Origin of the sequence: Actinacidiphila acididurans (assembly GCF_016918855.1) — a bacterium.
GTDB classification, from domain to species: domain Bacteria; phylum Actinomycetota; class Actinomycetes; order Streptomycetales; family Streptomycetaceae; genus Actinacidiphila; species Actinacidiphila acididurans.
The window spans coordinates 211833-237930 of the sequence record NZ_JADKYB010000007.1; the positions used below are offsets into that span (position 1 = coordinate 211833).

General features: G+C 71.9%; 23 protein-coding genes, 1 tRNA gene and 1 pseudogene. 13 read left to right on the top strand and 12 right to left on the bottom strand.

The features are described from left to right. The first annotated feature begins 1 nt into the window (after position 1). The 3 genes from paaC to ITX44_RS15320 are packed head-to-tail and all read left to right on the top strand — an operon-like array spanning position 2 to position 2280. Entirely contained in the window at positions 2 to 703 is a 702-nt protein-coding gene (gene paaC / locus ITX44_RS15310; RefSeq protein ID WP_205357914.1) for a 1,2-phenylacetyl-CoA epoxidase subunit PaaC, read from the top strand. Beyond that, on the top strand, positions 697 to 1224 hold the full coding sequence (gene paaD, locus ITX44_RS15315) for a 1,2-phenylacetyl-CoA epoxidase subunit PaaD (protein WP_307795281.1): 528 nt from the start codon (positions 697 to 699) through the stop codon (positions 1222 to 1224). The genes paaC and paaD overlap by 7 nt, the downstream gene beginning before the upstream one ends. Continuing rightward, entirely contained in the window at positions 1225 to 2280 is a 1056-nt protein-coding gene (locus ITX44_RS15320) for a 2Fe-2S iron-sulfur cluster-binding protein (protein WP_205357763.1), read from the top strand. It begins immediately after the preceding gene. 70 nt (positions 2281 to 2350) lie between these two features. Here ITX44_RS15320 and ITX44_RS15325 read toward each other — a convergent pair whose 3' ends face one another. The 3 genes and pseudogenes from ITX44_RS15325 to ITX44_RS15335 form a co-directional block, all read right to left on the bottom strand. Then, positions 2351 to 2683 (bottom strand): rhodanese-like domain-containing protein, encoded by a 333-nt coding sequence (locus ITX44_RS15325; RefSeq protein WP_205357764.1) that lies wholly within the window; start codon positions 2681 to 2683, stop codon positions 2351 to 2353. 300 nt (positions 2684 to 2983) lie between these two features. After that, positions 2984 to 3811, bottom strand: a complete 828-nt coding sequence (locus tag ITX44_RS15330; RefSeq protein ID WP_307795282.1) for a hypothetical protein — start codon at positions 3809 to 3811, stop codon at positions 2984 to 2986. Between the two features lie 116 nt (positions 3812 to 3927). Next, positions 3928 to 5370, bottom strand: a pseudogene (locus ITX44_RS15335) (DUF2252 domain-containing protein). Positions 5371 to 5517: 147 nt separating this feature from the next. Here ITX44_RS15335 and ITX44_RS15340 point away from each other — a divergent pair. Together ITX44_RS15340 and ITX44_RS15345 are read left to right on the top strand one after the other, a co-directional pair. Next, positions 5518 to 8643, top strand: coding sequence for a SpoIIE family protein phosphatase (locus tag ITX44_RS15340; protein ID WP_236060629.1), 3126 nt, complete (start codon positions 5518 to 5520; stop codon positions 8641 to 8643). A gap of 128 nt (positions 8644 to 8771) precedes the next feature. Continuing rightward, positions 8772 to 9206, top strand: coding sequence for a MarR family winged helix-turn-helix transcriptional regulator (locus tag ITX44_RS15345; protein WP_205357765.1), 435 nt, complete (start codon positions 8772 to 8774; stop codon positions 9204 to 9206). 30 nt (positions 9207 to 9236) lie between these two features. Here the strand turns inward: ITX44_RS15345 and ITX44_RS15350 are convergent, their stop codons facing one another. Further along, the gene (locus ITX44_RS15350) at positions 9237 to 9635 is read right to left on the bottom strand and encodes a winged helix-turn-helix transcriptional regulator (protein WP_205357766.1); all 399 of its coding nucleotides are present in this window, start codon (positions 9633 to 9635) and stop codon (positions 9237 to 9239) included. 155 nt (positions 9636 to 9790) lie between these two features. Between ITX44_RS15350 and ITX44_RS15355 the strand changes: the two genes are divergently transcribed. Further along, positions 9791 to 10438, top strand: coding sequence for an FMN-dependent NADH-azoreductase (locus ITX44_RS15355; protein WP_205357767.1), 648 nt, complete (start codon positions 9791 to 9793; stop codon positions 10436 to 10438). A 173-nt stretch (positions 10439 to 10611) separates the two neighbouring features. Here ITX44_RS15355 and ITX44_RS15360 read toward each other — a convergent pair whose 3' ends face one another. Together ITX44_RS15360 and ITX44_RS15365 are read right to left on the bottom strand one after the other, a co-directional pair. Next, positions 10612 to 11187: a TerD family protein gene (locus ITX44_RS15360; RefSeq protein WP_205357768.1), complete on the bottom strand. Its 576-nt coding sequence runs from the start codon at positions 11185 to 11187 to the stop codon at positions 10612 to 10614. Between the two features lie 194 nt (positions 11188 to 11381). After that, positions 11382 to 11975, bottom strand: coding sequence for a PadR family transcriptional regulator (locus ITX44_RS15365; RefSeq protein WP_205357769.1), 594 nt, complete (start codon positions 11973 to 11975; stop codon positions 11382 to 11384). A 117-nt stretch (positions 11976 to 12092) separates the two neighbouring features. On the opposite strand from ITX44_RS15365, the gene ITX44_RS15370 reads away from it, so the two are divergent. After that, the gene (locus ITX44_RS15370; protein WP_205357770.1) at positions 12093 to 12668 is read left to right on the top strand and encodes a hypothetical protein; all 576 of its coding nucleotides are present in this window, start codon (positions 12093 to 12095) and stop codon (positions 12666 to 12668) included. 290 nt (positions 12669 to 12958) lie between these two features. Here the strand turns inward: ITX44_RS15370 and ITX44_RS15375 are convergent. After that, positions 12959 to 13042 (bottom strand) — tRNA-Leu (locus ITX44_RS15375). Positions 13043 to 13618: 576 nt separating this feature from the next. Between ITX44_RS15375 and ITX44_RS15380 the strand changes: the two genes are divergently transcribed. The 6 genes from ITX44_RS15380 to pknB all read left to right on the top strand — a co-directional run bounded on the left by ITX44_RS15380 (position 13619) and on the right by pknB (position 21853). Beyond that, positions 13619 to 14536, top strand: coding sequence for an FHA domain-containing protein (locus tag ITX44_RS15380; protein WP_205357771.1), 918 nt, complete (start codon positions 13619 to 13621; stop codon positions 14534 to 14536). Between the two features lie 10 nt (positions 14537 to 14546). Further along, a complete protein-coding gene (locus tag ITX44_RS15385) occupies positions 14547 to 15062 on the top strand; it encodes an FHA domain-containing protein FhaB/FipA (protein ID WP_205357772.1) in 516 nt (171 codons plus the stop codon). Between the two features lie 87 nt (positions 15063 to 15149). Further along, positions 15150 to 16748: a Stp1/IreP family PP2C-type Ser/Thr phosphatase gene (locus ITX44_RS15390; RefSeq protein ID WP_236060630.1), complete on the top strand. Its 1599-nt coding sequence runs from the start codon at positions 15150 to 15152 to the stop codon at positions 16746 to 16748. Between the two features lie 22 nt (positions 16749 to 16770). Further along, positions 16771 to 18153, top strand: a complete 1383-nt coding sequence (locus tag ITX44_RS15395) for an FtsW/RodA/SpoVE family cell cycle protein (RefSeq protein WP_205357774.1) — start codon at positions 16771 to 16773, stop codon at positions 18151 to 18153. Next, complete coding sequence (locus tag ITX44_RS15400) at positions 18150 to 19610, top strand: peptidoglycan D,D-transpeptidase FtsI family protein (protein ID WP_205357775.1); 1461 nt, start codon at positions 18150 to 18152, stop codon at positions 19608 to 19610. Before ITX44_RS15395 ends, ITX44_RS15400 begins: the two co-directional genes overlap by 4 nt. A 239-nt stretch (positions 19611 to 19849) precedes the next feature. Further along, positions 19850 to 21853 (top strand): Stk1 family PASTA domain-containing Ser/Thr kinase, encoded by a 2004-nt coding sequence (gene pknB, locus ITX44_RS15405; RefSeq protein WP_205357776.1) that lies wholly within the window; start codon positions 19850 to 19852, stop codon positions 21851 to 21853. 107 nt (positions 21854 to 21960) lie between these two features. Here pknB and ITX44_RS15410 read toward each other — a convergent pair whose 3' ends face one another. From ITX44_RS15410 to ITX44_RS15430, 5 genes are all read right to left on the bottom strand, one after another. Continuing rightward, positions 21961 to 22665 carry a class E sortase gene (locus tag ITX44_RS15410; RefSeq protein WP_205357917.1) on the bottom strand — a complete coding sequence of 235 codons (705 nt, stop codon included), beginning with the start codon at positions 22663 to 22665 and terminating at the stop codon, positions 21961 to 21963. A 110-nt stretch (positions 22666 to 22775) separates the two neighbouring features. Next, positions 22776 to 24275, bottom strand: a complete 1500-nt coding sequence (locus tag ITX44_RS15415; protein WP_205357777.1) for a class E sortase — start codon at positions 24273 to 24275, stop codon at positions 22776 to 22778. After that, on the bottom strand, positions 24272 to 24928 hold the full coding sequence (locus tag ITX44_RS15420; protein WP_205357778.1) for an aminodeoxychorismate/anthranilate synthase component II: 657 nt from the start codon (positions 24926 to 24928) through the stop codon (positions 24272 to 24274). Before ITX44_RS15420 ends, ITX44_RS15415 begins: the two co-directional genes overlap by 4 nt. Further along, complete coding sequence (locus ITX44_RS15425; protein ID WP_205357779.1) at positions 24925 to 25140, bottom strand: hypothetical protein; 216 nt, start codon at positions 25138 to 25140, stop codon at positions 24925 to 24927. Before ITX44_RS15425 ends, ITX44_RS15420 begins: the two co-directional genes overlap by 4 nt. 169 nt (positions 25141 to 25309) lie before the next feature. After that, positions 25310 to 26071 (bottom strand): DUF881 domain-containing protein, encoded by a 762-nt coding sequence (locus ITX44_RS15430; RefSeq protein ID WP_307795290.1) that lies wholly within the window; start codon positions 26069 to 26071, stop codon positions 25310 to 25312. Positions 26072 to 26098: the final 27 nt, after the last annotated feature.

Below are 26098 nucleotides of genomic sequence, written 5' to 3' on the forward strand. Positions count from 1 at the left end.
GTTGGCCGCCGCTCGGGCGCTGGGCGACGACGCGCTGGTGCTGGCCCAGCGGCTGGGGGAGTGGGCCGGGGACGCGCCGGTGCTGGAGGAGGACGTCGCCCTCACGAACATCGCGCTCGACCTGCTCGGCCAGGCCCGCACCCTGCTGTCGCTGACCGGCGACGAGGACGAGCTGGCATTCCTGCGCGAGGAACACGAGTTCCGGAACGTGCAGTTGGCCGAGCTGCCCATCGGCGACTTCGCCGACACGACAGCCCGGCAGTTGTACTTCTCGGTGTACCAGGAGCTGCTGTACGCGGCGCTGGCGGACACCGGCGGGGCCCTGGCCCCGCTGGCGGCCAAGGCGGTCGTCGAGGTGGCCTATCACCGGGACCACGCCGAGCAGTGGACGCTGCGGCTGGGCGACGGCACCGAGGAGAGCCACCGCCGGATGCAGCGGGCCGTGGACGGGCTGTGGCGGTACACCGGGGAACTGTTCGAGCCACTGGACGGGCTGGGCGTGGACCTGCCCGGGCTGCACCCGGTGTGGCGGGAGCGGGTGGCGGACGTCCTGGGCCGGGCGACGCTGACCGTGCCGGGCGGCCCGGACCGCACCCCGTGGGCGGCCGGAGCGGGCCGGCAGGGCGTGCACACCGAGGCGTTCGGGCGGCTGCTGGCCGAGATGCAGTATCTGCACCGCGCTCACCCGGGGGCGTCGTGGTGACCGCGGGCGCGCAGGCGCCGAGCGCGCTGGAGGCGGAGCTGATACGCCTGGTCGGCGAGGTCCCGGACCCGGAGCTGCCGGTGATATCGCTGGCCGAGCTGGGAGTGCTGCGCGGCTTGGAGGTGCTCGGCCCCGGCCGGGTGCGGGTGGAGCTCACCCCCACCTGGACCGCCTGTCCGGCGCTGGACACCATGGCCGCCGACATCACCGAGGTGCTCACCTCCCACGGCATGACCGAGGTGGCGGTGGACACGGTGCTCGCGCCGGCCTGGTCGACCGACGCGATCACCGCCGAGGGCCGCCGCAAGCTCGCCGAGGCCGGGGTGGCGCCGCCGCGGCCGAAGGCGTCCGGGGCGGCGGGGGCTGCCGGGGGCCCGGTGGCGCTGGAGCTGGCGATCCGCTGCCCCAACTGCGGGTCGACGGACACCAGGCTGCTGAGCCGTTTCTCGTCCACCGCCTGCAAGGCGCTGCGCCGGTGCGCGTCGTGCGGGGAGCCGTTCGACCACTTCAAGGAGGTGTGAATGTTCCATCCGCTCCGGGTGACCGAGGTCCACCCGCTCACCGACGACTCGGTGACCATCTGCTTCGAGGTCCCCGAGGAACTTCGCGCCGCCTACCGTTACGCGCCCGGGCAGCACATCGCCGTCCGCCGGCGGGTGGACGGCGGTGAGATCCGCCGCACCTATTCGCTGTGCGACCCGGTACCGGCCTCGCCCGACCCGGGCCCGCGGCGGCTGCGGGTGGGGGTGCGGCTGGTGGAGGACGGGGAGTTCTCCACGTACGCGCTCAAGGAGCTGGCGGCCGGGGACGTGCTGGACGTGATGACGCCGGCCGGGCGGTTCGTGCTGGAGCCGCGCCCCGGACGGTTCGCGGCGGTGGTGGGCGGCAGCGGCATCACACCGGTGCTGTCGCAGATCGGCACGGTGCTGGCCCGGGAGCCCGGGGCGAGCTTCTGCCTGATCCGCAGCGATCGGACGGCCGCGTCCACGATGTTCCTGGAGGAGGTGGCGGACCTGAAGGACCGGTGGCCGGACCGGTTCCAGGTGGTGTCGGCGCTCTCCCGGGAGGAGCGGCAGACCGGACTGCCCTCCGGACGCCTGGACAGCGCCCGGCTGACCGAGCTGATACCGGCGCTGCTGCCGGTGGCCGCGGTGGACGGCTGGTACCTGTGCGGGCCGCTGGGCCTGGTCGGCTCGGCCGAGCGGGCGCTGCGGGAGCTGGGAGTTCCGCGTTCCCGCGTCCACCAGGAGATCTTCCACGTCGACGAGGTGCCGGCCGGCCCCGCCCGCGCGATACCCGGCGGTGCCACGGTCCGGGCCACGCTGGACGGCCGCGGCGGCGCCTGGCCGGTACGGGACGGCGAATCCGTGCTGGAGACGGTGCTGCGCAACCGCTCGGACGCCCCGTACGCCTGCAAGGGCGGGGTGTGCGGGACCTGCAGGACGAAGCTGGTCTCCGGCGAGGTGCGGATGGACCGCAACTTCGCGCTGGAGCCGGAGGAGACCGAGGCCGGCTATGTGCTGGCCTGCCAGTCGCACCCGGTGACGCCGGTGGTCGAGGTGGACTTCGACGCGTGAGCCCGCCGGTCCGGCCGGCCCGCTACGAAGCGGGCCGGCCGGCACAGGGCGTCACGCGGCCGCTACGTCCTTACAGGACGTAGCCCTCGCCGCCGTTGCCGTCCACCACGGAGCGGCCGCTGGCCTCCCAGTCGAGCATGCCGCCGTTGACGTTGACGGCGTCGATGCCCTGGGCGATGAGGTACTGGGTGACCTGGGCGGAGCGCCCGCCGACCCGGCACACCACGTGGACCTTGCCGCCCTCGGGCACCTCGCCGATGCGGGCGACGACCTCGCCCATGGGGATGTGGACGGCGTTCTCGGCGTGGCCGGCGGCCCACTCGTCGTTCTCCCGGACGTCCAGCAGGATCGCGTCGGCCGGTACGGCGGCGGCATCCACCGCGGGGAGCTGGGCGTGGAACATCGGGTGCGGCCTCCTGGGCTGGCGGTTCGGGGCTGGCGGTTCGCGGACACGGTGTGCCGGGCGGCCGGTCCCGGTGCGGTCCGGCGCAAGGCAACCCTGAAACGCTACCTCAGCGCCGTCGGCGGCGGCGTCCGCTTGCTTGCCGGACTCCGCCTGCTTGCCGGACTCCGCCTGCTTGCCGGACTCCGCCTGCTTGCCGGACTCCGCCTGCTTGCCCGGCCTGATCCGCTCCCGTCATCGCCCCGGCCGCTCCGCTACGGGCGCCGCACGTCGGGGGGAATGCCGTCGACGGGAAAGCCGTCAGTCCCCGCCCGGTTCGCGGACCAGCTCGGCCAGGCGGGCCTCGCGCTGGGCGACCTCGGTGAGGAGTTGCTCGGCGATCTCGTTGAGCAGGGCGTCCGGGTCGTCGGGGGCGAGCTTCATCATCTGGCCGATGGCGCTCTCGTCCAGCTCGGCGGCCAGCGCGGCCAGCTTCTCCTTGCGCTCGGCGAGCCATTCCAGCCGGGCGTAGAGCACCTCGGCCTCGCTGGGCAGCGTCTCCTCCGGCACCGGCCCGGCCTCCCACTCCTCGGCCAGGCCGCGCAGGGCGTCCTCGTCGGCGTAGGCGTAGGCCTCGTTCACCCGGGCGATGAAGGCGCTGCGGCGCTCCTTCTCCGCGTCGTCCTGGGCGAGGTCGGGGTGCGCCTTGCGGGCCAGTTCGCGGTAGAGCCGCTGGGCCTCCTTGCCCGGCCGGACCCGGCGCGGCGGATTGGGGTCCTCCACCGGCCGTACCCCGTCGGCGCCCAGCAGCCCGCCGAACAGCTCCTCCACCCCGGGCATCGGCATGACCAGCGCCCTGGCCTCCCATGCGCGCTGTATGTCCTCCCGGTCACCGCTGTGCGCGGCGACCGCCTCGGCGATCAGCGCGTCCAGTTCGTCCAGCCGCGCGTACATCGGGCCGAGCCGCTGGTGGTGCAGCCGGGAGAAGTTCTCCACCTCGACCCGGAAGGTCTCCACCGCGATCTCGAACTCGATGAGTGCCTGCTCGGCCGCCCGCACCGCCTTCGCGAGCCGTTCCTCCGAGCCGGACGAGGGCTCGGGGCCGGCAGCGGCGGCGGCCGGTGTTTCGGTTCCGGAGCTGTTCGTCACTCGGACAGCCTAGGGCCTGTGCGGTGGATCTTCCCGGCGCTCACGCCGTACCGCGGCCACCGCAGCGGCGTCCACCCGGGCTACGGCCGTTTCCGTAGCGCTTCCCGACCGCTTCCTCAGTCCTCGAGCTCCGCGGCGAGCCGGCCGGCCCGTACCGCCGCCACCAGCTCCGCGTGATCCGCCTCCGTACGGTCGGCGTAGGCGATGGCGAAGTCGGCGAGGGCGGTGTCCAGCTCGTCGTTCTTGCCGCAGTAGCCGGCTATCAGGCGCGGGTCGGCGCTGTGCGAGTGGGCACGGGCCAGCAGGGCGCCGGTCATCCGGCCGTAGTCGTCGAGCAGGCCCGGCTGGAGGGCGGAGGGGTCGACGCTGCCCTTGCGGTTGCGGAACTGCCGTACCTGGTACGGCACCCCCGCCACGTCCGTCCATCCCAGCAGGAAGTCGCTGACCACCTGCATCCGCTTCTGCCCGAGCACCACCCGGCGCCCCTCGTGCGCGACATGTTCCACGTGAAACCCCGCTTTGGCGACATACGGCAGCAGCGCCGACGCGCGGGCCTCCTTCACCTGGAGGACCAGCGGCTCCCCGAGGTGGTCCAGCAGCAGTACGACGTACGAGCGCGTGCCCACGCTGCCGGTACCGACGACCCGGAATGCCACATCGTGCACCGCGTACCGGGCCAGAAGCGGCAGCCGGTCGTCGCCGACGGTCTTCAGGTAGCCGTCCAGCGCGCCCGCGACCGCCGTCGCCTCCTCGTCCGCGACCCGCCGCAGCACCGGCGGCGCGTCGGTGAACCGCCGCCCGCCGCCCTCCACCCACTGCGTGGCCCGCGCCGCGAACTTCGCGCTGGTGTTCCGCCGCGCCTTGGCCTAGACCTGGTCCAGCGTGCCGAGCAGGTCGCGGGCATCGGCGTGGGTGACCAACTCCTCGTCGGCGATGGCGTTCCACGCCTCGATCACCGGCAACTTGGCCAGCAGCCGCATGGTGCGCCGGTACGCGCCGACCGCGTCGTAGGCCGCCGCCCGGCACACGTCCTCCGCGGCGCCCGCCTCCCGCCCGGCCAGCACCAGCGAGGTCACCAGCCGCTTGACGTCCCACTCCCACGGGCCGGGCACGGTCTCGTCGAAGTCGTTGATGTCCATCACCAGGCCGCCGCGGGCGTCGCCGTACAGCCCGAAGTTGGCGGCGTGCGCGTCGCCGCAGATCTGCGCGCCGATACCGGTGACGGGCGCGTCCGCGAGGTCGGCGGCCATCAGCCCGGCCGAGCCGCGCAGAAAGGCGAACGGACCAGCCGCCATCCGGCCCACCCGCAGCGGCACCAACTCGGGTATCCGGCCGGTGTTGGACCGTTCCACCGCCTCGACGGCCGCGCCGGCGCCGTTGCGGCGCTCGCGCCAGGCCCAATGCTCGGGCCGGCCGTGCGCGGCGCGCGGCAGCCGTTCCCGGGCCGCCTTGCCGACCTGCTTGGGGGAGGTGTCGTGCGGCCATGCGGCGAATCCGGCCACCCGGGGCACCCGCACGTCCTGCGGCAGTCGTGCGTCCACCACGCGTTTCCCTCCCATACCGCGCGCGTCAGCCGACGGCACGTCAACCACCCCAACCCGGGGGGTAATCCGGCTATTCGGTCGACCCGGCCCGCTGTTTCGTGCTTGCCTTGAGTCAGAACCAGTCAGGACCCTACTTCAGCGCCGAACCGCAGGTGTACGACGTTGGACGAGATCACTCGGCATTCGCCCGCCACCGACGAAGACCACCAGACCGACCGTTCCACCGGCCATGGCGAGAGCGCCGATCAGGAGCCGCTCACCCACCCGGCCGTACCGGAGCGGCCGGAAACGGACCGTCGGATCCTCCCGGCACCGCCGCCGGACCCGGCCCGCGACCTTGCGGCGGCCGCTGCCGCTGCCGCGTCGGCCAATTCGGGCGCTTCAGCTGCTCCAACTGCTTCGGCCGCCGCTTCGGCCGCGTCGTCCGGATCGGCCGCGGCCGCCACAGCGCCCCGGACCCGCGCCCGTACGGACCGCCGCCCGGGGCCCGTACCCGCCGCTGCCTCCACCGGCACCGGCGCCGCCGCCGTTTCCGCCCCTCCCGCCGCCCCGGACCGCGGTGACCCCCGTACGGACCCGGCCGCCGGTGACCGCCCGCCGGCGCACGCGGGCGCGGGAATGGGCGCGGGCACCGCAGCCCCGCACGCCGACGCGGCCGGCACCCCCTTCGCGGGGGTCGCCGCCCTGCTCCGGCTGGCCGTGCTGTGCGTCGACCCGGAAGGCCGGATCTCGTACTGGAACCGCGGCGCCGAGGAACTGTTCGGCCACCGCTGGGAGCACGTCTTCGGGCACCGCGCCTCGGGGCTGCTCACCGCCACGCGCCCGCCGGCCGGGATCGCCGGGCTGCCGGCCGCCGCGCCGCACCAGGACACGCTCGACCTGCTGGACGACCTGACCCAGTCCGCCTGGTCCGGCGCCCTGGCCGCCACCGACCGCGACGGCACGGTCAAGGACGTGCTGTGGTGGACGTACCGGATCGTGGAGCCCGGCGGCCGCAGCCTGCTGGCGCTGGCCGCGCACGCCAAGCCGCTGCGTACCGGCAGCCTGCGCGTCGCGCTCGGCGGACGGCTGCTGCCGTACACCGCGGACGGCCCGGTCCGGCAGGACGTCTCGGTGGCCGCAGTGCTCGCCCCGGCCACCGACCCGGCGCAGGGCCACGCGCTGACCGCCCGGCTCGGCGCGGTGCTGCCCAGCGCCAGCCCGGGCCGGCTCGACCGGATCGTGCGGCAGATCGTGCCGCTGGGCCACCCTGCCCTGGAGATCGACGGCGGCACGCGGCTGCCGGTCCTCCCCCACGAGTACGTACGGATCGCCGCGGGCTCCCACGCGCTCGCCCACCGGCCCAGGGAACTCCCGGCCGCCCAGCAGCACCCTTCGCCCCTGCTCCGGCCGCAGGACGAGCCGCAGACCCAGCCGCACACCGACCAGCCCCAGGCGCAGCCTCGGTCCGCAACGCAAACGCAGCCGCAGCCCGCCGGCCCCACCGCGGCCGGCACCGGCGCGGCGCCCGCCGACCTGTCCAGCGCCGCCGCCCTCACCGCGGTTCCGCTGCCCCCGCTGGCCGCCACCGCGGGCGTCCCGGGCCCGGTGGCCCCCGCCGCCGGCCACGTACCCGGGCGCCCGGCGGCCGGCACCGCGCTGGACGAACAGCTCGCCCTGCTGCACGAGACCGGCGCGGTGGTCGGCTCCACGCTCGACCTGCACACCACCGCCCGCGAGTTGTGCTCGGTGACCGTGCCCCGGTTCGCCGACTTCGCCTCCGTCCTGATCGTGGACCACCTGTTCTCCGACGACGAGCCGCCCGCCGACGACCGGCCGCACGGCACCGTGCACGTGCGCCGGGTGGCCATCGCGCACCAGGGGCCGCCCGGCCGCTGGGAGACCGCGCTGCCGGAGGACGAGTTGCTGACGCTGCCGGCCGGCGAGATCGTGCCGCGGCTCGGCGAGCCGGTCCTCGTCCCCGTGGTGGACCCCACGCTGGCCGACGGGATAGCGGCCGATCTGGGGGTGCCCGCCCTCGCCCCGCTGCTGCCCGGGCACTCCATGATCGTGGCGCCGCTGACCGCGCGCGGCACCGTACTCGGCCGGGTGTGCTTCCTGCGCAACCCCGGGCGCCGCCCGTTCGACGCCAGGGACGCCGCCACGGCCGCCGAAGTGGTCGCCCGCGGCGCGGTGCACATCGACAACGCCCGCCTGCACCGGCAGGAATCGCGCGCCGCCGCCACCTTGCAGCGCTCGATGATGCCGACCCGGCCGCCCCGGATCCCCGGTGTCCGAATTGCGCATCACTATATGCCGGGGGACCGACAGGCCCAGGTCGGCGGCGACTGGTTCGACGCGATCCAGCTCCCCGGCGGCCGGGTCGCCCTGATCGTGGGCGACGTGATGGGCCACGGGCTCCAGGCCGCGGCCGTCATGGGCCAGTTCCGTACCGCCGTGATCACCATGGCCGCGCTCGACCTGCCGCCCGCCCAGTTGCTGCGCCACCTGGACAACCTCGCCCATCGCCTCGGCACCGAACACCTCGCCACCTGCGTGTACGCCGTCTACGACCCGATCGCCCGCACCCTGACGCTGGCCAACGCCGGCCACATCCCGCCGGTGCTCGCCGGTTACGACGGCCACAGCGAGCTGCTGCAGATCCCCGGCGGCGCCCCGATCGGGGTCGGCGGGGTGCCGTTCGAGACCGTGGAGATCCCGGTTCCGGACGGCAGTTGGCTGGTGCTGTGCACCGACGGCCTGGTCGAAGTCCGCGGCCAGGGCATAGACGCCGGGCTGGCCGCCCTGTGCGCGAACGTGATCGAGCCGCAGCAGACGCCCGAGGACGTGTGCGCGCAGATCCTCTCGCGCGTCCATTCGGAGGACCGCCGGGACGACGTGGCGCTGCTCGTCGCCCGCTTCGAGGGCATCCCGTCCGAGGACGTGATGCGCTGGATGCTGCGGGTCGACGAATCCGAGGTCGCCCGCGCGCGCGAGCTGACCCGGGCCCAGCTGGAGCGCTGGGGCCTGGAGCGGCTGGCGGACACGGCCGAACTGCTGGTCAGCGAGCTGGTGACCAACGCGATCCGGGCCGCCTCGTACGAGGTGGAGCTGCGGGTGATGAAGGTCGGCAAGCTGCTGGTCGAGGTCAGCGACGACAACCACAACCTGCCGCAGTTGCAGCGCGCGGACGCCGACGACGTACGGGGACGCGGGCTGGCGCTGGTGTCCCACCTGTCGCGGCGCTGGGGGACCAGCCGCAAGGCGGTGGGCAAGGTGGTCTGGTTCGAGCTTCCGCTGCCCGCCTGATACGACTGCCTGCTACGGCTGCCCGCCCGATACGGCGTGCGCGCCCCCGTACCGCGCACCTGATATCGTTGCAAAACGCAACATTGCAGGTGGTGCGGGCGGCAGGCGACAAGGGAGGCGCGGGCACGATGTCGGGACGGGATGCGGCACTGGACACCATCCAGCGCGAGCTGACCGCGTTCGCGCGCCGGGCGCGCGCCACCGCGGCACGTATGCACCCGGAGCTCTCCCTGGTGTCGTACACGATCCTCGCGCACCTGGAGGAGCAGCAGGGCTGCCGGGCCACCGACCTGGCGGCGTACTACCTGCTGGACAAGTCCACGGTCAGCCGGCAGGTGGCGGCGCTGGAGCGGCTCGGCCTCATCGAGCGGCGCACGGACTCGACCGACCACCGGGTGCAGGTGCTGCACCTGGCGCCGCGCGGCAACGAGGTGCTGGCCGCGGCCCGCGAGCGGCGCAAGCAGACCTTCGAGGAACGGTTCGCCGACTGGGACCCCGCGGATCTGGGCCGGTTCGCGGAGTACCTGGTGCGCTACAACGAGGACGCGGCGGCGCATCCGTAGGACGCGGCCGGCGCCACGTGCGCGTACGTCTTACGACTGCGCCTGGAAGCGGGCGACCGTCTCGGCGCCCTCGGTGCAGGAGTTGTCCTCCGGCAGGTACTGCTCGGCCCATTTGCCAAGCTCTTCGAGGGCGGGACGGATCGCCTTGCCCGCTTCGGTGAGGCCGTAGCTGACCCGCAGCGGCGGGCCCGGGTCGACCTCGCGGACCACGAGCCCCGCCTCGGCCAGCTCGGTCAGCCGGTCGGAGAGCATGCGCTCGCTGATCTTGGGGATGGCACGGCGGATCTCCGCGAAGTAGGCCGGGCGCTGTGTGAGTACCGCCACGATGAGGCCGGTCCAGCGCTTGCCGAACAACTCGAAGACCCGGGTCAAGCCCACGTCGACGCCCGCACAAGGCACTCGCGCCCCCGCCTGCTGCCCCAGCTCCATGCCTCAAGGGTACCGTGCCGCGCTCGACGTGCTGCAAAAAAGTAAGTCTCTGTGTTATCAATAGCTACGTACGAAATTGCGGCACGGCTGACGTCGTACAACGCCGTACGCGGCTGCCGCGCCCCCATCCCGACGTTTCCTGAATGAGGCTCTCCATGGCCACCTTGCTGCACATCGACTCCTCCGCCCTGTACGAGAACTCCGTCTCCCGGGAGGTCACCGGGATCTTCCGCAAGGAGTGGGAGAGCCAGCACCCGGGCGGAACGGTCATCTACCGCGACCTGGCCGCCGAACCGCTGCCGCACCTGACCGAGGACGGGATCGTGGCCGCGCTCACCCCGGTCGACACGCACACTCCGGCGCAGACCGAGGCGCTGGCGCTGCGTTCGGCGCTGGCCGACGAACTGGAGCGCGCCGATGTGGTGGTGATCGGCACGCCCATGTACAACTTCTCGCTGCCGTCGGTGCTCAAGGCCTGGATCGACCAGGTGGCCATCGTCGGCCGCACGCTCGGCGAGACCAGCTCGGTGGCGGGCAAGCCGATCACCGTGGTGGCGGCGCGTGGCGGCGGTTACGGGCCGGGCACCCCGCGCGAGAGCTACGAGTTCCTGACGACGTACCTGGAGAAGGCGCTCACCGGGCTGCTGGGGGCGGAGGTCGACTTCATCGTCCCGGAGCTGACGCTGGCCCGGTCGCAGCCGGCCATGGCCGATCTCGTCGACGCGGCGGACGCATCACGGGCCAAGGCGCGCGAGGACGCGGTGGTGAAGGCGAAGACGCTGGCGGCGCGATTCGCCGCGTGACGCGCTGACGCGCGCAGGCTCCCAAGGGCGCAGGCTCGGAAGGGCGGGAGGCCCGAGGAGCCGAAGAGCGGAAGAGCGGAGGGGAACGGTCGGGGCGGGCGGCATGGCGACCCCCCCCCCGACCGTGGTGTTCAGATGTGCGGATCGCTGACCCGCGCCAGGTCCGGCGTGGGTCAGATGGTGACGCCGAAGTCCTGGGCAATGCCGCGCAGGCCGGAGGCGTACCCCTGGCCCACCGCGCGGAACTTCCACTCCGCGCCGTTGCGGTACAGCTCGCCGAAGACCATCGCGGTCTCGGTGGAGGCGTCCTCGGTCAGGTCGTAGCGGGCGATCTCCGTGCCGCCGGCCTGATTGACGACGCGGATGAAGGCGTTGCGGACCTGGCCGAAGCTCTGCTGCCGGCTCTCGCCCTCGTAGATGGAGACGGGGAAGACGATCTTGTCCACGTCGGCGGGGACCGTGGCCAGGTTCACCTTGATCGACTCGTCGTCGCCCTCGCCCTCACCGGTGAGGTTGTCCCCGGTGTGCTCGACCGAGCCGTCGGGGCTCTTGAGGTTGTTGAAGAACACGAAGTGCTTGTCCGAGACGACCTTGCCCGACGTGTTGAGCAGCAGCGCGCTGGCGTCCAGGTCGAAGTCCGTGCCGGTGGTCGTGCGTACGTCCCAGCCCAGACCGACGGTGACCGCCGTGAGTCCGGGGGCCTCCTTCGTCAGCGAGACATTGCCGCCCTTGGAGAGGCTGACACCCATGGTGGATCTCCCTGCTCAGTTCGGCGCGGGCCACGCCACTTGACGATTCCTTTGCCCATTGGGACCAACGGACACCACCCTGCCCCGGTTCCCGGCGCCATGCCACCGATGCCGGCGCCGCGTGTCGCGGGGCCGGGGGTCGCGCCGGGGCGGTCGTCCCGGGCGGTGCGACGGGCCGGCGGGCGTCGCCGGTGCTACTCGGCGGGCTCGGTCTGCCTGTGGTCCTGCCGGACGTCCTGCTCGTCCTCCTGCTCGGCGGCCGCGCGCGGCGGTGCCGCCTGGATGCGGTCGATCGCCCACTTCGCCCACTCCTCGTGCAATGTCATGAGCCGCAGGCCGTATTCCAGGGACAGCCGCCCGTAGACGGACATGTCGTCGTCCCCCCAGTCCACCGTGCCCTCCAGCCGCTCCAGCGCGGTGCGGCTCTTGGCCGCGTACTCGGCCTCCAGACCGAGGTAGGCGGTGGCCTCCAGAGGGGTGAGGACGCCGAGGAAGAACACCCGCAGCAACGTCTCGCTGCGGCGGATCCGGTCCGGCTCGGTGGAGGTGAGCCAGTGCCGCAACTCGGCCAGTCCCTCCTCGGTGATGGCGTATTCCTTTCGCCCGCGCGGGCCCTCGGCGGCCACCTCGACCTGGCCGGAGGCGGCCAGCTTGCCCAGCTCGCCGTAGACCTGGCTCTGCGTGGCGGGCCAGACGTTGGCGAGCGACGTCTCGAACAGCTTCATCAGGTCGTACCCGCTGGCCTGACGTTCGGCGAGCAGGCCCAGGACCGCGTGGCGAAGACTCATGGACCCCATCCTACCTTCCACTCTTGACAGGTCAATGCTGGACCTTCTACTTTCGACATGTCAGAGTTGGAATCACGCGGGCCGGGCCGTCCGGATCGCTGATCTCGGAGGGTTTCCATGAACTACCTGCGCGGGTTCGTGCCGTGGATCGCGTTCGCCGCGGTCTCGGCGGCAGGCTGGCAATGGGGTGCGCCGGCCGGGCTGGCCCTCGGACTGCGGCTGCTCGCGACGGACCGGCGGGCCGGGGTCACCGCGGACGCGCTGGTCCTGGAATGGAGCACCTCGGCCTATTTCGCGGTCCTGACCGCCGTCGCCTTCGCACGGACCGACAGCGGGCTGCAGCACTGGACCGGCGCGCTGTCGCTGGGCTGGCTGGCCGTCACCGCCTGGGCCACCCTCGCGGTCAAGCGGCCCTTCACCCTCGGCACAGCCCGGCGCCAGGCCCCGCCGGAGCTGTGGCGCCACCCGGCCTTCCTGCGGATCAACACCGTGCTGACCGGCGTGTGGGCCGCCGCCTTCACGGTCACCGCGGGCGCGCTCGCCGCCGTCTGCGCGGCCGGTGCGGGCAGCGCCGTCTCGGTCCCGGTCCAGATAGCCGGCTTCGTCCTGCCCGCGCTGTTCACCGCCAGGTACCCGGACCGGGCCCGCGCCCGCATGGCGGCCGGCGCCGCAGCCGGCGGTCACCCTGCCTGACACCTGCCACCGGGCGGACGCGGCGGGGGAACTGACGGTCAGCCGGCCCATCGACGTCCCGGCGCACATGATGACGCACGACGCTCCACCTGACGGCCCGCCATGTCGGCTTCGTGGACCTGCCGGTGGTCTTCGGCCAGGGCACAGCCGGCCGACCCCGCCGCACTGACCCCGCGCATTCCCGGAAGCCCGCGCAACACCCCAGCCCGCACGTCCGCCGAGAAAAAGAGAGGCAAAAAATAAGCGGGCCTCCTCCGACGACTTCCGTCACCGGCGAAGACCCGCCATTGTGCGCGAGGGGGGAGTTGAACCCCCACGCCCTTTCGGGCACTGGAACCTGAATCCAGCGCGTCTGCCTATTCCGCCACCCGCGCATGGGTGCTGCCGTTCGGATCTCGCACTTTCCGGTGGACTGGCCGGTCCGGTGTGGTGCGGGAGCGCCTCCCGACATGCAGAAGATTAGCACGACGGCCGGAGTGGAATCACATCCGTTTGAGCGGGGGCGCCTCGGGCAGGCCGGGGCCCTCGGCAGCGCCCTCGTCAGGGCCTGGGCTCGGCATCGGGCGGCGCCCGCGGCCAAAGCTCATCGGCCCGCGGGGTGTGCGAGCGGCACGCGGGGGCAGACGGCCCGCGGCGGAAGCGACTTCGGGCGGAAAGAAGAGAGGCAAGCGCGGACGAGCGGAAGGCGGGCGGCAGGGGCGGCGGCACGCAGAAGGCCCCCGGTGGGGGACACTGGGGACACCAACTGGGGAGCGGCGAACCGGGGACCGCGCCCCTGGGCCGCCTCTACCATCGCAGTGGGCCGGGGGGCGCTCAGGCACGGCGTGGTGTGAGGGTTGACACTGCCCGGCCAGGCGGATCGGGGAACCACTGGTTTTTCCCACGCGTGGATACGATCAGTAAGCAGTACTGGAAGTGATGTCGACGAAGGCCCAGGAAGGAGGTGCCCGGTGGGTGTACTGAAGCGCTTTGAGCAGCGGCTGGAGGGCCTGGTGAACGGCACCTTCGCCAAGGTGTTCAAGAGCGAGGTGCAGCCCGTCGAGATCGCGGGCGCACTGCAGCGCGAGTGCGACAACAACGCCACGATCTGGAATCGCGACCGCACCGTGGTGCCGAACGATTTCATCGTGGAGCTGAGCGCGCCGGACTACGAGCGGCTCAGCCCGTACTCGGTGCAGCTCGGTGACGAGCTGGCCTCGATGGTCAGCGAGTACGCGGCGCAGCAGCGGTACACCTTCATGGGCGCGGTCAAGGTCCACCTGGAGCGGGCCGACGACCTGGACACCGGGCTGTACCGGGTCCGCAGCCGCACGCTGGCGGCCAGCGAGTCGCAGTACCAGCAGCCGGCCGCGTATCAGGGCGGTGGTCCGCAGGGCGGTCCGCCGCAGGACGGTTACGGCCGGCACGGACAGCGCGCCGGATACCCCCAGCAGCAGCAGTCCGGCCCGCCCCCGCGCCCGGCCGGCCTGCCGCCGATGCCCGCCGCACCGCCCCCCGGCGCCCCCGGTGGCGGCGGTCAGCAGCGCGGCCCGGCCCAGGTCACCCGGCTGCCCGGCACGGGAGTCGCGCCCGGCTCGCCCGCGGCCGGCGTCCGCCGCTGGATCGAGATCAACGGCACCCGCCACCAGATCTCCCGGCCGACCCTGGTCCTGGGCCGCTCGACCGAAGCCGACGTAAGGGTGGACGACCCCGGAGTCTCCCGCCGGCACTGCGAAATCCGGGTGGGTACGCCCTCCGTGGTCCAGGATCTCGGGTCGACCAACGGCATCGTGGTGGACGGACAGCACACCCAGCGCGCTACGCTCCGCGACGGCTCCCGCATCGTCGTGGGGAGTACCACCATCGTGTATCGGCAAGCCGAAGGGTGATGCGGGGGCAATGTCAGAGCTGACCCTCACGGTCATGCGGTTGGGTTTCCTCGCCGTTCTGTGGCTGTTCGTGATCGTCGCGGTACAGGTCATCCGCAGTGACCTGTTCGGAACCCGGGTGACCCAGCGCGCCGTGCGCCGCGGGGACGACCGGTCCCGGCCCCCGCAGCAGCGCCAGCAGGACCGGCCGGCCCCCCGGCAGCAGCAGGCCGCCCCCCGACCGCGCCGCGGCGCCCCCACCAAGCTGGTGGTCGCCGAGGGCTCGCTGGCCGGCACCACCGTGGCGCTGCAGGGTCAGACGATCACGCTCGGCCGGGCGCACGACTCGACAATCGTGCTCGACGACGACTATGCGTCCAGCAGGCATGCCAGGATCTACCCGGACCGCGACGGCCAGTGGATCGTCGAGGACCTGGGATCCACCAATGGCACCTATCTGGACCGGAACCGGCTCACCACACCCACCCCGGTCCCGCTGGGTGCGCCGATCCGCATCGGCAAGACGGTCATCGAGCTGCGGAAGTAGTCGCACAATGGGCGAGCGGAGCCACCAAGGGCGAGCGAGAGGGCGGGCAGCGTGCGGATGTACCCGGAGCCAACGGGGGAGGTGCGCATGTCTTTGAGCCTGCGTTTCGCCGCCGGTTCGCACAAGGGAATGATCCGCGAGGGGAACGAGGACTCCGGCTACGCCGGCCCCCGTCTGCTCGCGATCGCCGACGGCATGGGCGGCCAGGCCGCCGGCGAGGTCGCCTCCTCCGAGGTGATCTCCACCATCGTCACCCTCGACGACGACATCCCCGGCTCCGACATCCTCACCTCGCTGAGCAACGCGGTGCAGCGCGCCAACGACCAACTGCTGCACATGGTGCAGGAGGACCCGCAGCTCGAGGGCATGGGCACCACACTCACCGCCCTGCTGTGGACCGGCCAGCGGCTCGGCCTGGTGCACGTCGGCGACTCCCGCGCCTATCTGCTGCGCGACGGCGTCCTCACCCAGATCACCCAGGACCACACCTGGGTGCAGCGCCTGGTGGACGAGGGCCGGATCACCGAGGAAGAGGCCACCACCCACCCGCAGCGCTCCCTGCTGATGCGCGCGCTCGGCAGCGGCGAGCACGTCGAGCCCGACCTGTCCATCCGCGAGGTGCGCGTCGGCGACCGCTACCTGATCTGCTCCGACGGCCTGTCCGGCGTGGTCAGCCACCAGACGCTGGAGGACACCCTCGCCGGGTACCAGGCACCGCACGAGACGGTGCAGGAGCTGATCCAGCTCGCGCTGCGCGGCGGCGGCCCCGACAACATCACCTGCATCGTCGCCGACGTCCTGGACGCCGACGACAGCGACACGCTGGCCGGCCGACTCAACGACACCCCGGTGGTGGTCGGCGCGGTCGCCGAGACCCAGCACCAGCTCCAGGACGCCCGCCACCTGCAGACCCCGGCCGGCCGGGCCTCCGAACTCGGCCGCGCCCCGCACCAGGCCGGCCCGACCGGCGCCTTCGGGCCGCCCGGCAGCGGCCCCGGCCCCAGCGGCCCGCTCGGCAGCTTCGGCGCCTACGACGAGACCGACTTCGACAAGCCCGGCAAGAACCGCGCCTGGCTCAAGCGCAGTCTGATCATCGTGGCCGTGCTGGCGGTGGTCGGCGGCGGCCTGTACGGGGCGTACGCGTGGACCCAGACCCAGTACTACGTCGGGGCCAAGGACGACCACGTCGCGGTCTACCAGGGCATCGACCAGAAGCTGGCCTGGATGAGCCTGTCGCGGGTGCACGAGGACCGCGCCGACATCCCGCTGAAGTACCTGCCCGCCTACCAGCGCAAGCAGGTCCAGGACACCATCGCGGTCAGCGGGCTCGGCCAGGCGAACGACAAGGCGCAGGAGCTGGCCCAGCAGGCGGGCGTCTGCAAGAAGGTCGCCGACGCCAAGAACGCCCAGACCGCCGCCGCGAAGGCCGCGGCCGCCGCCAAGGCCGCGCAGAGCCGGGTGGGCGGCGCCGGCGCCGTCGGAGCGGCTGGAGCCACCGGCAGCGCCGCCGGCCGGCCCGGATCCACCGCCACCAACGCCCCCGTCAAGCCGTCCAGCACTCCCACCACCGGCACCCGCCGCCCCACGACCACGACTCCGACGACCACCCCGACCCCTGTGCCCACCCCGTCCCTGTCGCCCGACGAAAAGAAATTGGCCGAACAGTGCGGTACGGGCCAGCAGTAGCACCAGGAGGGGCCGGCTCGTCATGAGCACCAGCAACACCACCATCACCTCGATCGGCGCGCCGAACCGCCGTAACACCGAACTCGCCCTGCTGGTCTTCGCGGTGGCCATCCCGGTCTTCGCGTACGCCAACGTGGGCCTGGCCAAGAACAACTCGGTGCCCGCCGGCCTGCTCGGCTACGGCCTGGGCCTGGGCGCCCTGGCCGGCATCGCGCACCTGCTGGTGCGCAAGTTCGCGCCGTACGCCGACCCGCTGATGCTGCCGATCGCCACCCTGCTCAACGGCCTGGGCCTGGTGCTCATCTGGCGGCTGGACCAGGAACCGCGGCTCGGCAAGGCCATGGCGCCCAACCAGCTCCTGTGGTCGACCCTGGGCGTGGCCCTGTTCGTGGCCGTCCTGGTCTTCCTCAAGGACCACCGCATCCTGCAGCGCTACACGTACATCTCGATGTTCCTGTCGCTGGCGCTACTGGTCGCACCGGTCTTCTTCCCCGCGGTCTACGGCGCCCGGATCTGGATCACCCTGCCGGGCATCGGCTCGCTCCAGCCCGGCGAGTTCGCCAAGATCATCATCACCGTATTCTTCGCCGGCTACCTGATGGTCAAGCGGGACGCGCTGGCGCTGGCCAGCCGCCGCTTCATGGGCCTGTACCTGCCGCGCGGCCGCGACCTCGGCCCGATCCTGGTGATCTGGGCGATGAGCATGCTCATCCTGGTCTTCGAGACCGACCTGGGCACCTCGCTGCTGTTCTTCGGCCTCTTCGTGATCATGCTCTACGTGGCCACCGAGCGGACCAGCTGGATCGTCTTCGGCCTGCTGCTCAGCGCCGGCGGCGCGGCCGTGGTCGGCAGCGCCGAGCCGCATGTGAAGGTGCGCGTGCAGGACTGGCTGCACCCGCTGAAGCTCGCCGCCAACGGGGGCGTCACAGAGACCGCGCAGTCCATGTACGCCTTCGGATCCGGCGGCCTGTTCGGCTCCGGCCTCGGCCAGGGCTACTCCCGGCTGATCGGCGGCATCGCCCCCAAGAGCGACTACATCCTGGCCACCGTCGGCGAGGAGCTGGGCCTGGCCGGCCTGATGGCCGTGCTGCTGCTGTACGCGCTGCTGATCGAGCGCGGCATACGTACCGCGCTGGCCGCCCGCGACCCGTTCGGCAAGCTGCTCGCGATCGGCCTGTCGGGCGCGTTCGCGCTCCAGGTGTTCGTGGTCGCGGGCGGGGTGACCGGGCTGATCCCGCTGACCGGTATGACGATGCCGTTCCTGGCCCAGGGCGGCTCCTCGGTGATCGCCAACTGGGCGCTGGTGGCGATCCTGCTGCGGATCAGCGACACCGCCCGGCGGCCGGCCCCCAGCCCCGCTCCCTCGCCCGACGCCGAAGCGACCCAGGTGGTGCGCAGCCAGTGAACAAGCCCCTGCGACGGGTCGCGGTCTTCTGCGGTCTGCTCATCCTCGCCCTGCTCGCCCGGGTGAACTACGTCCAGTTCATCCAGGCCGACCAGCTTCAGAACGACAAGAACAACCGCAGGGTGGCGATCAACCAGTTCGCCCAGCCGCGCGGCGACATCATCGTGGACGGCCACGCCATCACCGGCCACACCACGACCACCGGCAGCGACTTCAAGTACAAGCGCACGTACGTCGACGGCCCGATGTGGGCGCCGGTGACCGGCTACGCCTCGCAGGCGTACGGCACCACCTTCCTGGAGGGTGTCGAGGACAAGTTCCTCACCGGCAACGACGACCGGCTGTTCTTCAACCGCACCATCGACCTGCTCACCGGCAAGCAGAAGCAGGGCGGCAACGTGGTGACCACCCTGAACGCCAAGGCCCAGGAGGCCGCGTTCAAGGGCCTGGGCAACAAGAAGGGCGCCGTCGCCGCCATCGACCCGCGCACCGGCGCGATCCTGGCCATGGCGAGCACCCCGTCGTACGACCCCTCCTCCTTCGCCGGCAACTCCACCACCGACGAGAAGAACTGGGTCGGGCTCGACAAGAAGAACAACACCGACGACCCGATGCTCAACCGCGCGCTGCGCCAGACGTACCCGCCCGGCTCGACGTTCAAGCTGGTCACGGCCGCCGCGGCGCTGGAGTCGGGCAAGGTCACCGACATCAACGCGCCGACCCAGTCGCCGCAGAAGTACACGCTGCCCAACACCCGTACCCAGCTGATCAACGAGGGCAACATCCCCTGCCAGAACGCGACGCTGGTCGACGCGCTGAGGTACTCCTGCAACACCGTCTTCGGCAAGCTCGGCGCCGAGATGGGCGAGAAGACCATGCTGGACGAGGCCGAGAAGTTCGGCTTCAACAACGAGCAGTTCGTGCCGGTCCGGGCTTCCGCCAGCAACTTCGACAAGAACATGACGCCGGACGACGTCGCGCTGTCCTCGATCGGCCAGTTCGACACGGCCGCCACCCCGCTGCAGATGGCCATGGTGGCCTCCGCCATCGCCAACAACGGCACCCTGATGCAGCCCTACGAGGTGGACAAGCTGGTCGCGCCGAACCTCAGCACGATCGCCCAGACCAGCCCCAAGAAGCTCAGCCAGCCGCTGTCCGCGCAGAACGCCCAGAAGCTCCAGCAGATGATGGAGAAAGTCGTCAAGTCCGGCACCGGCACCAAGGCGCAGATCTCGGGCGTGCGGGTCGGCGGCAAGACCGGCACCGCGCAGCACGGCGTGAACAACGACCAGAAGCCCTACGCCTGGTTCGTCTCCTACGCCATGACCGACCAGGGCTCGCCGGTCGCGGTGGCCGTGGTCGTCGAGGACGGCAGCGCCAACCGTGACGACATCACCGGCGGCGGCCTGGCCGCCCCCATCGCCAAGAGCGTGATGGAGGCGGTCCTCAACAAGTGAGAACCAGTGAGCCCTCACACACGTGAAGCAATTGAGACAAGCATCACGTGCGGAAATCCCCGCCCCCAGGTACCGGTCAGGTATCGGCGGGCGTCCAGGGGCCGGACGGGCGGGATACGCCCGGTAGCGTATGCCCGAGCAGGGCAGGGCAGCGGGGCGTGCGGAAGCACGCGGACATGAACGCGAACGCGAAACGGATGAGAACTCGGCTGATACGGGTTTGAGGAGAGGGCAGAGCTATGGAAGAGCCGCGTCGCCTCGGCGGCCGGTACGAGCTGGGCTCGGTGCTCGGCCGCGGCGGCATGGCCGAGGTGTACCTCGGCCATGACACGCGCCTCGGCCGTACCGTCGCCGTGAAGACACTGCGGGTGGACCTCGCCCGCGACCCGTCCTTCCAGGCCCGGTTCCGCCGGGAGGCGCAGTCGGCCGCCTCGCTCAACCATCCGTCGATCGTCGCCGTGTACGACACCGGCGAGGACTACGTCGACGGGGTCTCGATCCCGTACATCGTCATGGAGTACGTGGACGGCTCCACCCTGCGCGAGCTGCTGCACTCCGGCCGCAAGCTGCTGCCCGAGCGGGCCCTGGAGATGACCGTCGGCATCCTGCAGGCCCTGGAGTACAGCCACCGGGCCGGCATCGTGCACCGCGACATCAAGCCCGCCAACGTCATGCTCACCCGCACCGGCCAGGTCAAGGTCATGGACTTCGGCATCGCCCGCGCCATGGGCGACGCCGGTATGACCATGACCCAGACCGCGGCCGTGATCGGCACCGCCCAGTACCTCTCCCCCGAGCAGGCCAAGGGCGAGCAGGTGGACACCCGCTCCGACCTGTATTCGACCGGGTGCCTGCTGTACGAGCTGCTGACGCAGCGGCCTCCGTTCGTCGGCGACTCGCCGGTCGCGGTGGCGTACCAGCACGTGCGCGAGGACCCGCAGCCGCCGTCGGTGTACGACCCCGAGGTCAGCCCGGCCATGGACGCGATCGTCCTGAAGGCCCTGACCAAGGACCCGAACTACCGCTACCAGACCGCCGACGAGATGCGGGCCGACATCGAGGCCGCGCTCGACGGCCAGCCGGTCGCCGCCACCGCCGCCCTGGGCGCGGTCGGCTACGGCTACCCGCAGCAGTACGACACCGCCGCGGCCACCACCGCGCTCCCGCAGCAGCCGGACGCCCAGCGCACCTCGATGCTGCCGCCGATGCGCGAGGACGACGGCGGCTACGGCTACGACGACCGGCCGGACCGCAGGCGGCAGAAGAAGAACAACAGCACCTCCACCGTGCTGCTGGTGGTGGCCGGCGTCCTGGTCCTGGTGGGCGCGATCTTCCTGGGCAAGGCGCTGTTCGGCGGCGGCGGCCCCAAGGACAGCGGCACCGTGCCGAACTTCGTGAACAGCACGCTGGCCGACGCCCAGACCAAGGCGACCAACGTCAACCTCACGCTGGTCAAGGACCCCCCGAAGTACTGCCCCAACGTCGACGCGAACCTCATCTGCAGCCAGACCCCGGCCGCCGATGCCCAGGTGCCCTCCGACAAGACCGTCCACGTGGCGCTCTCCAAGGGCGCCCCGCCGCAGGCGGTCCCGGACGTCACCAACGACAAGGTCGCCGACGCCGAGCAGGCGCTGACCAACAAGGGCTTCCAGTACAAGGTCAAGTACCAGTCGTCCACCACGCAGGACCCGGGCATCGTCATCGACCAGACTCCCAACGGCGGCGTCGACGTGCGCCAAGGCACCGTGATCACCCTGACGGTGACGCAGGAGCCCTCGAAGCAGACGCCGGACAACGAGAAGGGCATTCCGTACGACACGGCGGTCGCCCAGCTCAAGCAGCAGGGCTTCACCAACATCTCCAGGAACCCGCAGGACCAGCCGTCCACGGAGACCCCGGCGGGCAGCGTGATGAGCCAGACCCCGGACCCCGCGAACGGGCCGGTCACGCTGGACACGCCGATCGTGCTGACCGTCTCCTCCGGCCCGCCGCCGACCCAGCAGCCGCAGCAGCAGATGCCGGGCGATCTGCAGGGCAAGACCGTGGGCGATGCCAAGGCGGAGCTGAACGGCCTGAACCTGAACCTCCAGATCAGCGCGGTCGGCCCGGACGGCAACCCGGTCGACGACAACGCCCGGGTGATCAACGTCAACCCCGGTGCCGGCACCCCGCTCAACGAGGGTCAGCAGATCCAGCTCACCGCCTGGGGCGGCAAGGGCGGCCCGGGCGGCCTGGGCGGCTGACCGGTACCGGCAGGTACGAGCGAAAGGGGCGGGGCCCGCACACGGTGTGCGGGCCCCGCCCCTTTCACGTCCTACTCGGGAGTCCTGCTCGGAAGCCGTACCCGGGATCAGCGCAGCTCCGGCGGCAGCGTCCGCTGCGGGTCGACCTTCTGGGTGCGGACCAGCTCGCCCCAGACCACGTAGCGGTAGCGCGAGGTGTAGACCGGCGTGCAGGTGGTCAGCGTGATGTAGCGGCCCGGGCGGGTCTTGCCGGACTCCTTGGGGATCTGGTCGGTGACCGCGACGTTGTACTTCGAGGTCTGGTCGAGGATCTTGTAGACCCGGTAGATGTACCAGGTGTCCTTGGACTCGAAGACGATCGGGTCGCCGGTCTTGATCTTGTTGATCTTGTGGAACTTCGCCCCATGGCCGTCGCGGTGGGCGGCCACGGTGAAGTTGCCCTTGCTGTCCCAGGGCAGCGCCGAGGGGGTCGGCTCGGTGTAGTAGCCGGCCACGCCCTCGTTGAGCACCTTGGTGGACGTGCCCTTCTTGACCAGCACCTCGTAGTGCTTGCCCATGGCCGGCACGTGCAGGAAGCCGATGCCGTCCTTGGTGTCCAGGCCGCGCGCAGGTATCGACGGCGTCTGGGCCCACTCCTGGCGGACCTTGTCGCTCGCCTGCTTCTCCTGGCGGTCGGCGACCACATTGGTCCACCACAGGGAGTAGACGACGAACAGGGCCAGGATCAGGCCGGCGGTGATCAGGATCTCGCCGATGACGCTGATGGTGGCCGCGATCGGGCCGCGGGTCCGCTGCCGCGGCTCCCGCGCCACCGGGAATCCCTCCTGCTCCCCCTGTCCGCCGTGCTCTGCCGGCCCTTCGGGCCCGTTGTGCTCGCTGCCGCGATCCTCGACCTCAGTCACCGCTCCACCACTGTGTCCGGCTACCCATTGAGCAACGCATCCGGCTTGCCCTCGCTACGGGGCCGCTGCTCTATCAGCTTGCCCCAGACGATCAGCCGGTACTTGCTGGTGAACTCCGGCGTGCAGGTGGTCAGGGTGAGATAGCGGCCCGGCCCGGTGAAGCCGGAACCCACCGGGACCGGCTGCAGCACGCTGACGTTGCTCGGCGAGGTGGACGGCAGCGAGCTGGTGATCTGGTACGTGTAGTACGCGCTCGCCGTCTCGACCACCACCTTGTCCCCGGGGACCAGGCGGTTGATGTAGCGGAAGGGCTCGCCGTGGGTGTTGCGGTGCGCCGCGACCGCGAAGTTCCCGGTCTTGTCCCACGGCATCGCGGTGTTGAGCGCGCCGTCGTAGTGGCCGATCTCGCCCTTGTCGAGCACGCTGTGCTTGTCGACGCCCTGGGCGATGGGCGCCTTGACGTCCAGCTTCGGGATGTACATGATCGCGAAGCCCTGGCCCGGCTGGAAGACGCCCGGCGCCCGGTTGGGGTCGTTCGACGCGCTGTTCCATTCCTTCTGCAGGTGGTTGGCGGCGCCGGCGGCCTCGGCGTGGGCCCGTACGTTCGTCCACCACAGCTGGTACGTGACGAACAGCAGCATCAGCACGCCGGTGGTGATGAAGAGTTCGCCCACGACCCGGCTGAGGACGACCGCGGGGCTGTCCTTCGCGGCCTTCTGCGCCCTGCGCGCCTCCACCCGGCTGAGCGGGGCCGCGCCCTCGCCCGGTGCCAGGGCCGCCTCGGCGCCCGGCTGGGCCGTCCCCGTACGGGCGCCTGCCCGGTGGCCGCCGCCCGCCCGTGCCGCCTTGCGCCGGGCCGCCCGTCCCCCGTCCGCGGGCGCCACGACCGGCGCGGGCCCGCTGTCCACCGCGATCTCCGGGCCGCCCCCCGCCGCGGCCCCCAGCGCCTCCAGGCTCACCACCGGCAGCTTCGCGGTCTCCTGCACGGCGTCGTCGGGCGCGTACGCCTCCGGCGGCTCCGGGGGGCCGAACGGCATCTGCGGCGGTACGGCCGGGGCCGGGCCCGCGGGCGCGGGGGCCGGCGCGGGCGGTACGTCGGTCGGGGCGGCCATGGGTGCCGGCGGAAGTACGTCGGCGGGCGCGGCCGCATGAGCAGGCGGGCGTACGTCGGCAGGCGCGGCCACGGGCGCCGGCGGTACGTCCACCGGTGGGGCCGTGGCGAAGACCGGCGGCTGCTCGTATCCGTCCGGCTCGGGACGGGCGTGCGCACGGCGGGCGCGCCGGGGGGCCTCACCGGACGGCGCCGACGGTGGGCTCGGCTGCTGTGCCTGTGCCTGTGCCGGGGCGGGGGCAGGAGTCGGTGCCGGAGCCGGCGCGGGGGCAGGTGCCTGGGCCGGGCGCTGACCGGGCAGCGGGTCGTTCAGCGGGTCGTTCAGCGACTCCACGACAGCACGGAACTCCCCGGTGTCCTCGTACGACATCGGGCCGTCCGCCGGCCGCTCCGGTCGGAGCGTGGTCACGCCCCGGCCCTCCCGGCGGAACCGCTCGCCCCGACCACGGGCGCCAGTCCCCTCGAGCGCTCCACCGCCCCCGGATCACCGCATTCGGCGAGCCAGTTGGCGAGCATCAGGTGCCCCCATTCGGTGAGCACCGACTCGGGGTGGAACTGGACGCCCTCGACGCGGGCGGTGCGGTGCCGCAGGCCCATCACGATCCCGTTCTCGGTCCAGGCGGTGACCTGGAGTTCGTCGGGGAGCGTGGCCGGTTCGACGGCCAGCGAGTGGTAGCGGGTGGCGGTGAACGGCGTGGGCAGGCCGGCGAACACGCCGGCCCCCTCGTGGCTCACCAGGGAGGTCTTGCCGTGCAGCAGTTCGGGGGCGCGGTCCACCACGCCGCCGTACGCCACCGCCATCGACTGCACGCCCAGGCAGACGCCGAAAACCGGCACTCCGGTTTCCGCGCAGTGCCGGACCATGTCGACGCAGATCCCGGCCTCCTCGGGGGTGCCGGGGCCGGGGGAGAGCAGGACGCCGTCGAAGTTCTCCTCGGCGTGCCGGAGTTCGACCTCGTCGTTGCGCAGCACCTCGCACTCGGCGCCGAGTTGGTAGAGGTACTGGACCAGGTTGAAGACGAAGCTGTCGTAGTTGTCCACGACGAGAATGCGTGCGGTCATCTGACGGCGGTCACCCCGAGAAGCGGTCCCAGGCCGTTGGTGCCGGTGGTGCTGTTGTTGTCCACAGTGACGTCGTTGAACGGCAGCAGCGGTTCGGCCCACGGGAAGACGTACTGGAAGAGGATGTAGACGATGGCCAGGATCAGCATCAGCGAGATGAACGCGCGCATCCAGCCGTTGCCCGGCAGATGACGCCAGATCCAGCCGTACATGCCTCGCCTTTCCCTCGATGTCCCCGGAACAGAGTAAGGGGAGATCGGCTCCCCGGGGGCGCGGCCGGGACAAAGCTTCGGCATCGCTTCACCCGGCTGCTCATGGCCGCCGCACAGCGTTCTCCCAGGTACCCGCCGGGTCGGCGGGCGAGGGTGGATGGCCGGGGCGTCAGCTCGACGGCTGCGCGTACCGCAGATCGGTGGAGCCGTCGTAACCGGGAAGAGTGACGGAGTGCTCGGTGCCGACCTGCCAGCCCAGGCCGTACGCCCGCACGTACTGGAGATAGTTCTGGATCGCCGGGCTGGCGTTCAGCGCCCGGCGCAGACCGTCCGGGTCACCCACAGCGGTGATCCGGTAGGGCGGGGAGTAGACGCGGCCCTGGAGGATCAGGGTGTTGCCGACGCAGCGGACGGCGCTGGTGGCGATGAGCCGCTGGTCCATCACGCGGATGCCGCGGGCGCCGCCCTGCCACAGCGCGTTGACCACGGCCTGGAGGTCCTGCTGATGGATGACCAGGTCGTTGGGCTGCGGGTCGGGGACGCCGGGGACCAGCGGGGTGGCGCCCAGCGGCGCGTCGTTCAGGGTGACGTCGAGCGCGGGGCCGGCGAGCGGGTCGGTGCCGGCCGCCTTGCCGAGGGCGTCGATCCCGCGCCGCTCGGCCGGGTCGAGGCCGCTGCCCTGCCGGGCCAGCCGGTCGACGTCGCCGCGCATGCTCGCGAGCTGGTGCTCCAGGGTCCGGTTGCGGGCGCTTTGCAGGCGGACGTTGTCGGAGAGCTTGGGCAGCGGGTCGTCGCTGCGGATGTCGACGCCCTTGGCGGTGTCGAAGCTGGTCCAGAAGATGAGTCCGGCCAGTGCGAAGACTCCCGCAGTCAGGGTCCGCAGCGCTACGGTGCGAGGAGCAGGCCGGGAGGAGGGGGTGGGGGCGTCCACTCCATAGTCCGTCACCGTACCCTGTCT

Excerpts from the sequence above, each read along its gene's own strand:
- ITX44_RS15320 (WP_205357763.1), top strand. The coding sequence starts at position 1,225 with ATGTTCCATCCGCTCCGGGTGACCGAGGTCCACCCGCTCACCGACGAC.
- ITX44_RS15325 (WP_205357764.1), bottom strand. The coding sequence starts at position 2,683 with ATGTTCCACGCCCAGCTCCCCGCGGTGGATGCCGCCGCCGTACCGGCC.
- ITX44_RS15345 (WP_205357765.1), top strand. The coding sequence starts at position 8,772 with ATGTCGGGACGGGATGCGGCACTGGACACCATCCAGCGCGAGCTGACC.
- ITX44_RS15350 (WP_205357766.1), bottom strand. The coding sequence starts at position 9,635 with ATGGAGCTGGGGCAGCAGGCGGGGGCGCGAGTGCCTTGTGCGGGCGTC.
- ITX44_RS15355 (WP_205357767.1), top strand. The coding sequence starts at position 9,791 with ATGGCCACCTTGCTGCACATCGACTCCTCCGCCCTGTACGAGAACTCC.
- ITX44_RS15360 (WP_205357768.1), bottom strand. The coding sequence starts at position 11,187 with ATGGGTGTCAGCCTCTCCAAGGGCGGCAATGTCTCGCTGACGAAGGAG.
- ITX44_RS15365 (WP_205357769.1), bottom strand. The coding sequence starts at position 11,975 with ATGAGTCTTCGCCACGCGGTCCTGGGCCTGCTCGCCGAACGTCAGGCC.
- ITX44_RS15370 (WP_205357770.1), top strand. The coding sequence starts at position 12,093 with ATGAACTACCTGCGCGGGTTCGTGCCGTGGATCGCGTTCGCCGCGGTC.
- ITX44_RS15385 (WP_205357772.1), top strand. The coding sequence starts at position 14,547 with ATGTCAGAGCTGACCCTCACGGTCATGCGGTTGGGTTTCCTCGCCGTT.
- ITX44_RS15390 (WP_236060630.1), top strand. The coding sequence starts at position 15,150 with ATGTCTTTGAGCCTGCGTTTCGCCGCCGGTTCGCACAAGGGAATGATC.
- ITX44_RS15395 (WP_205357774.1), top strand. The coding sequence starts at position 16,771 with ATGAGCACCAGCAACACCACCATCACCTCGATCGGCGCGCCGAACCGC.
- pknB (WP_205357776.1), top strand. The coding sequence starts at position 19,850 with ATGGAAGAGCCGCGTCGCCTCGGCGGCCGGTACGAGCTGGGCTCGGTG.
- ITX44_RS15420 (WP_205357778.1), bottom strand. The coding sequence starts at position 24,928 with ATGACCGCACGCATTCTCGTCGTGGACAACTACGACAGCTTCGTCTTC.
- ITX44_RS15425 (WP_205357779.1), bottom strand. The coding sequence starts at position 25,140 with ATGTACGGCTGGATCTGGCGTCATCTGCCGGGCAACGGCTGGATGCGC.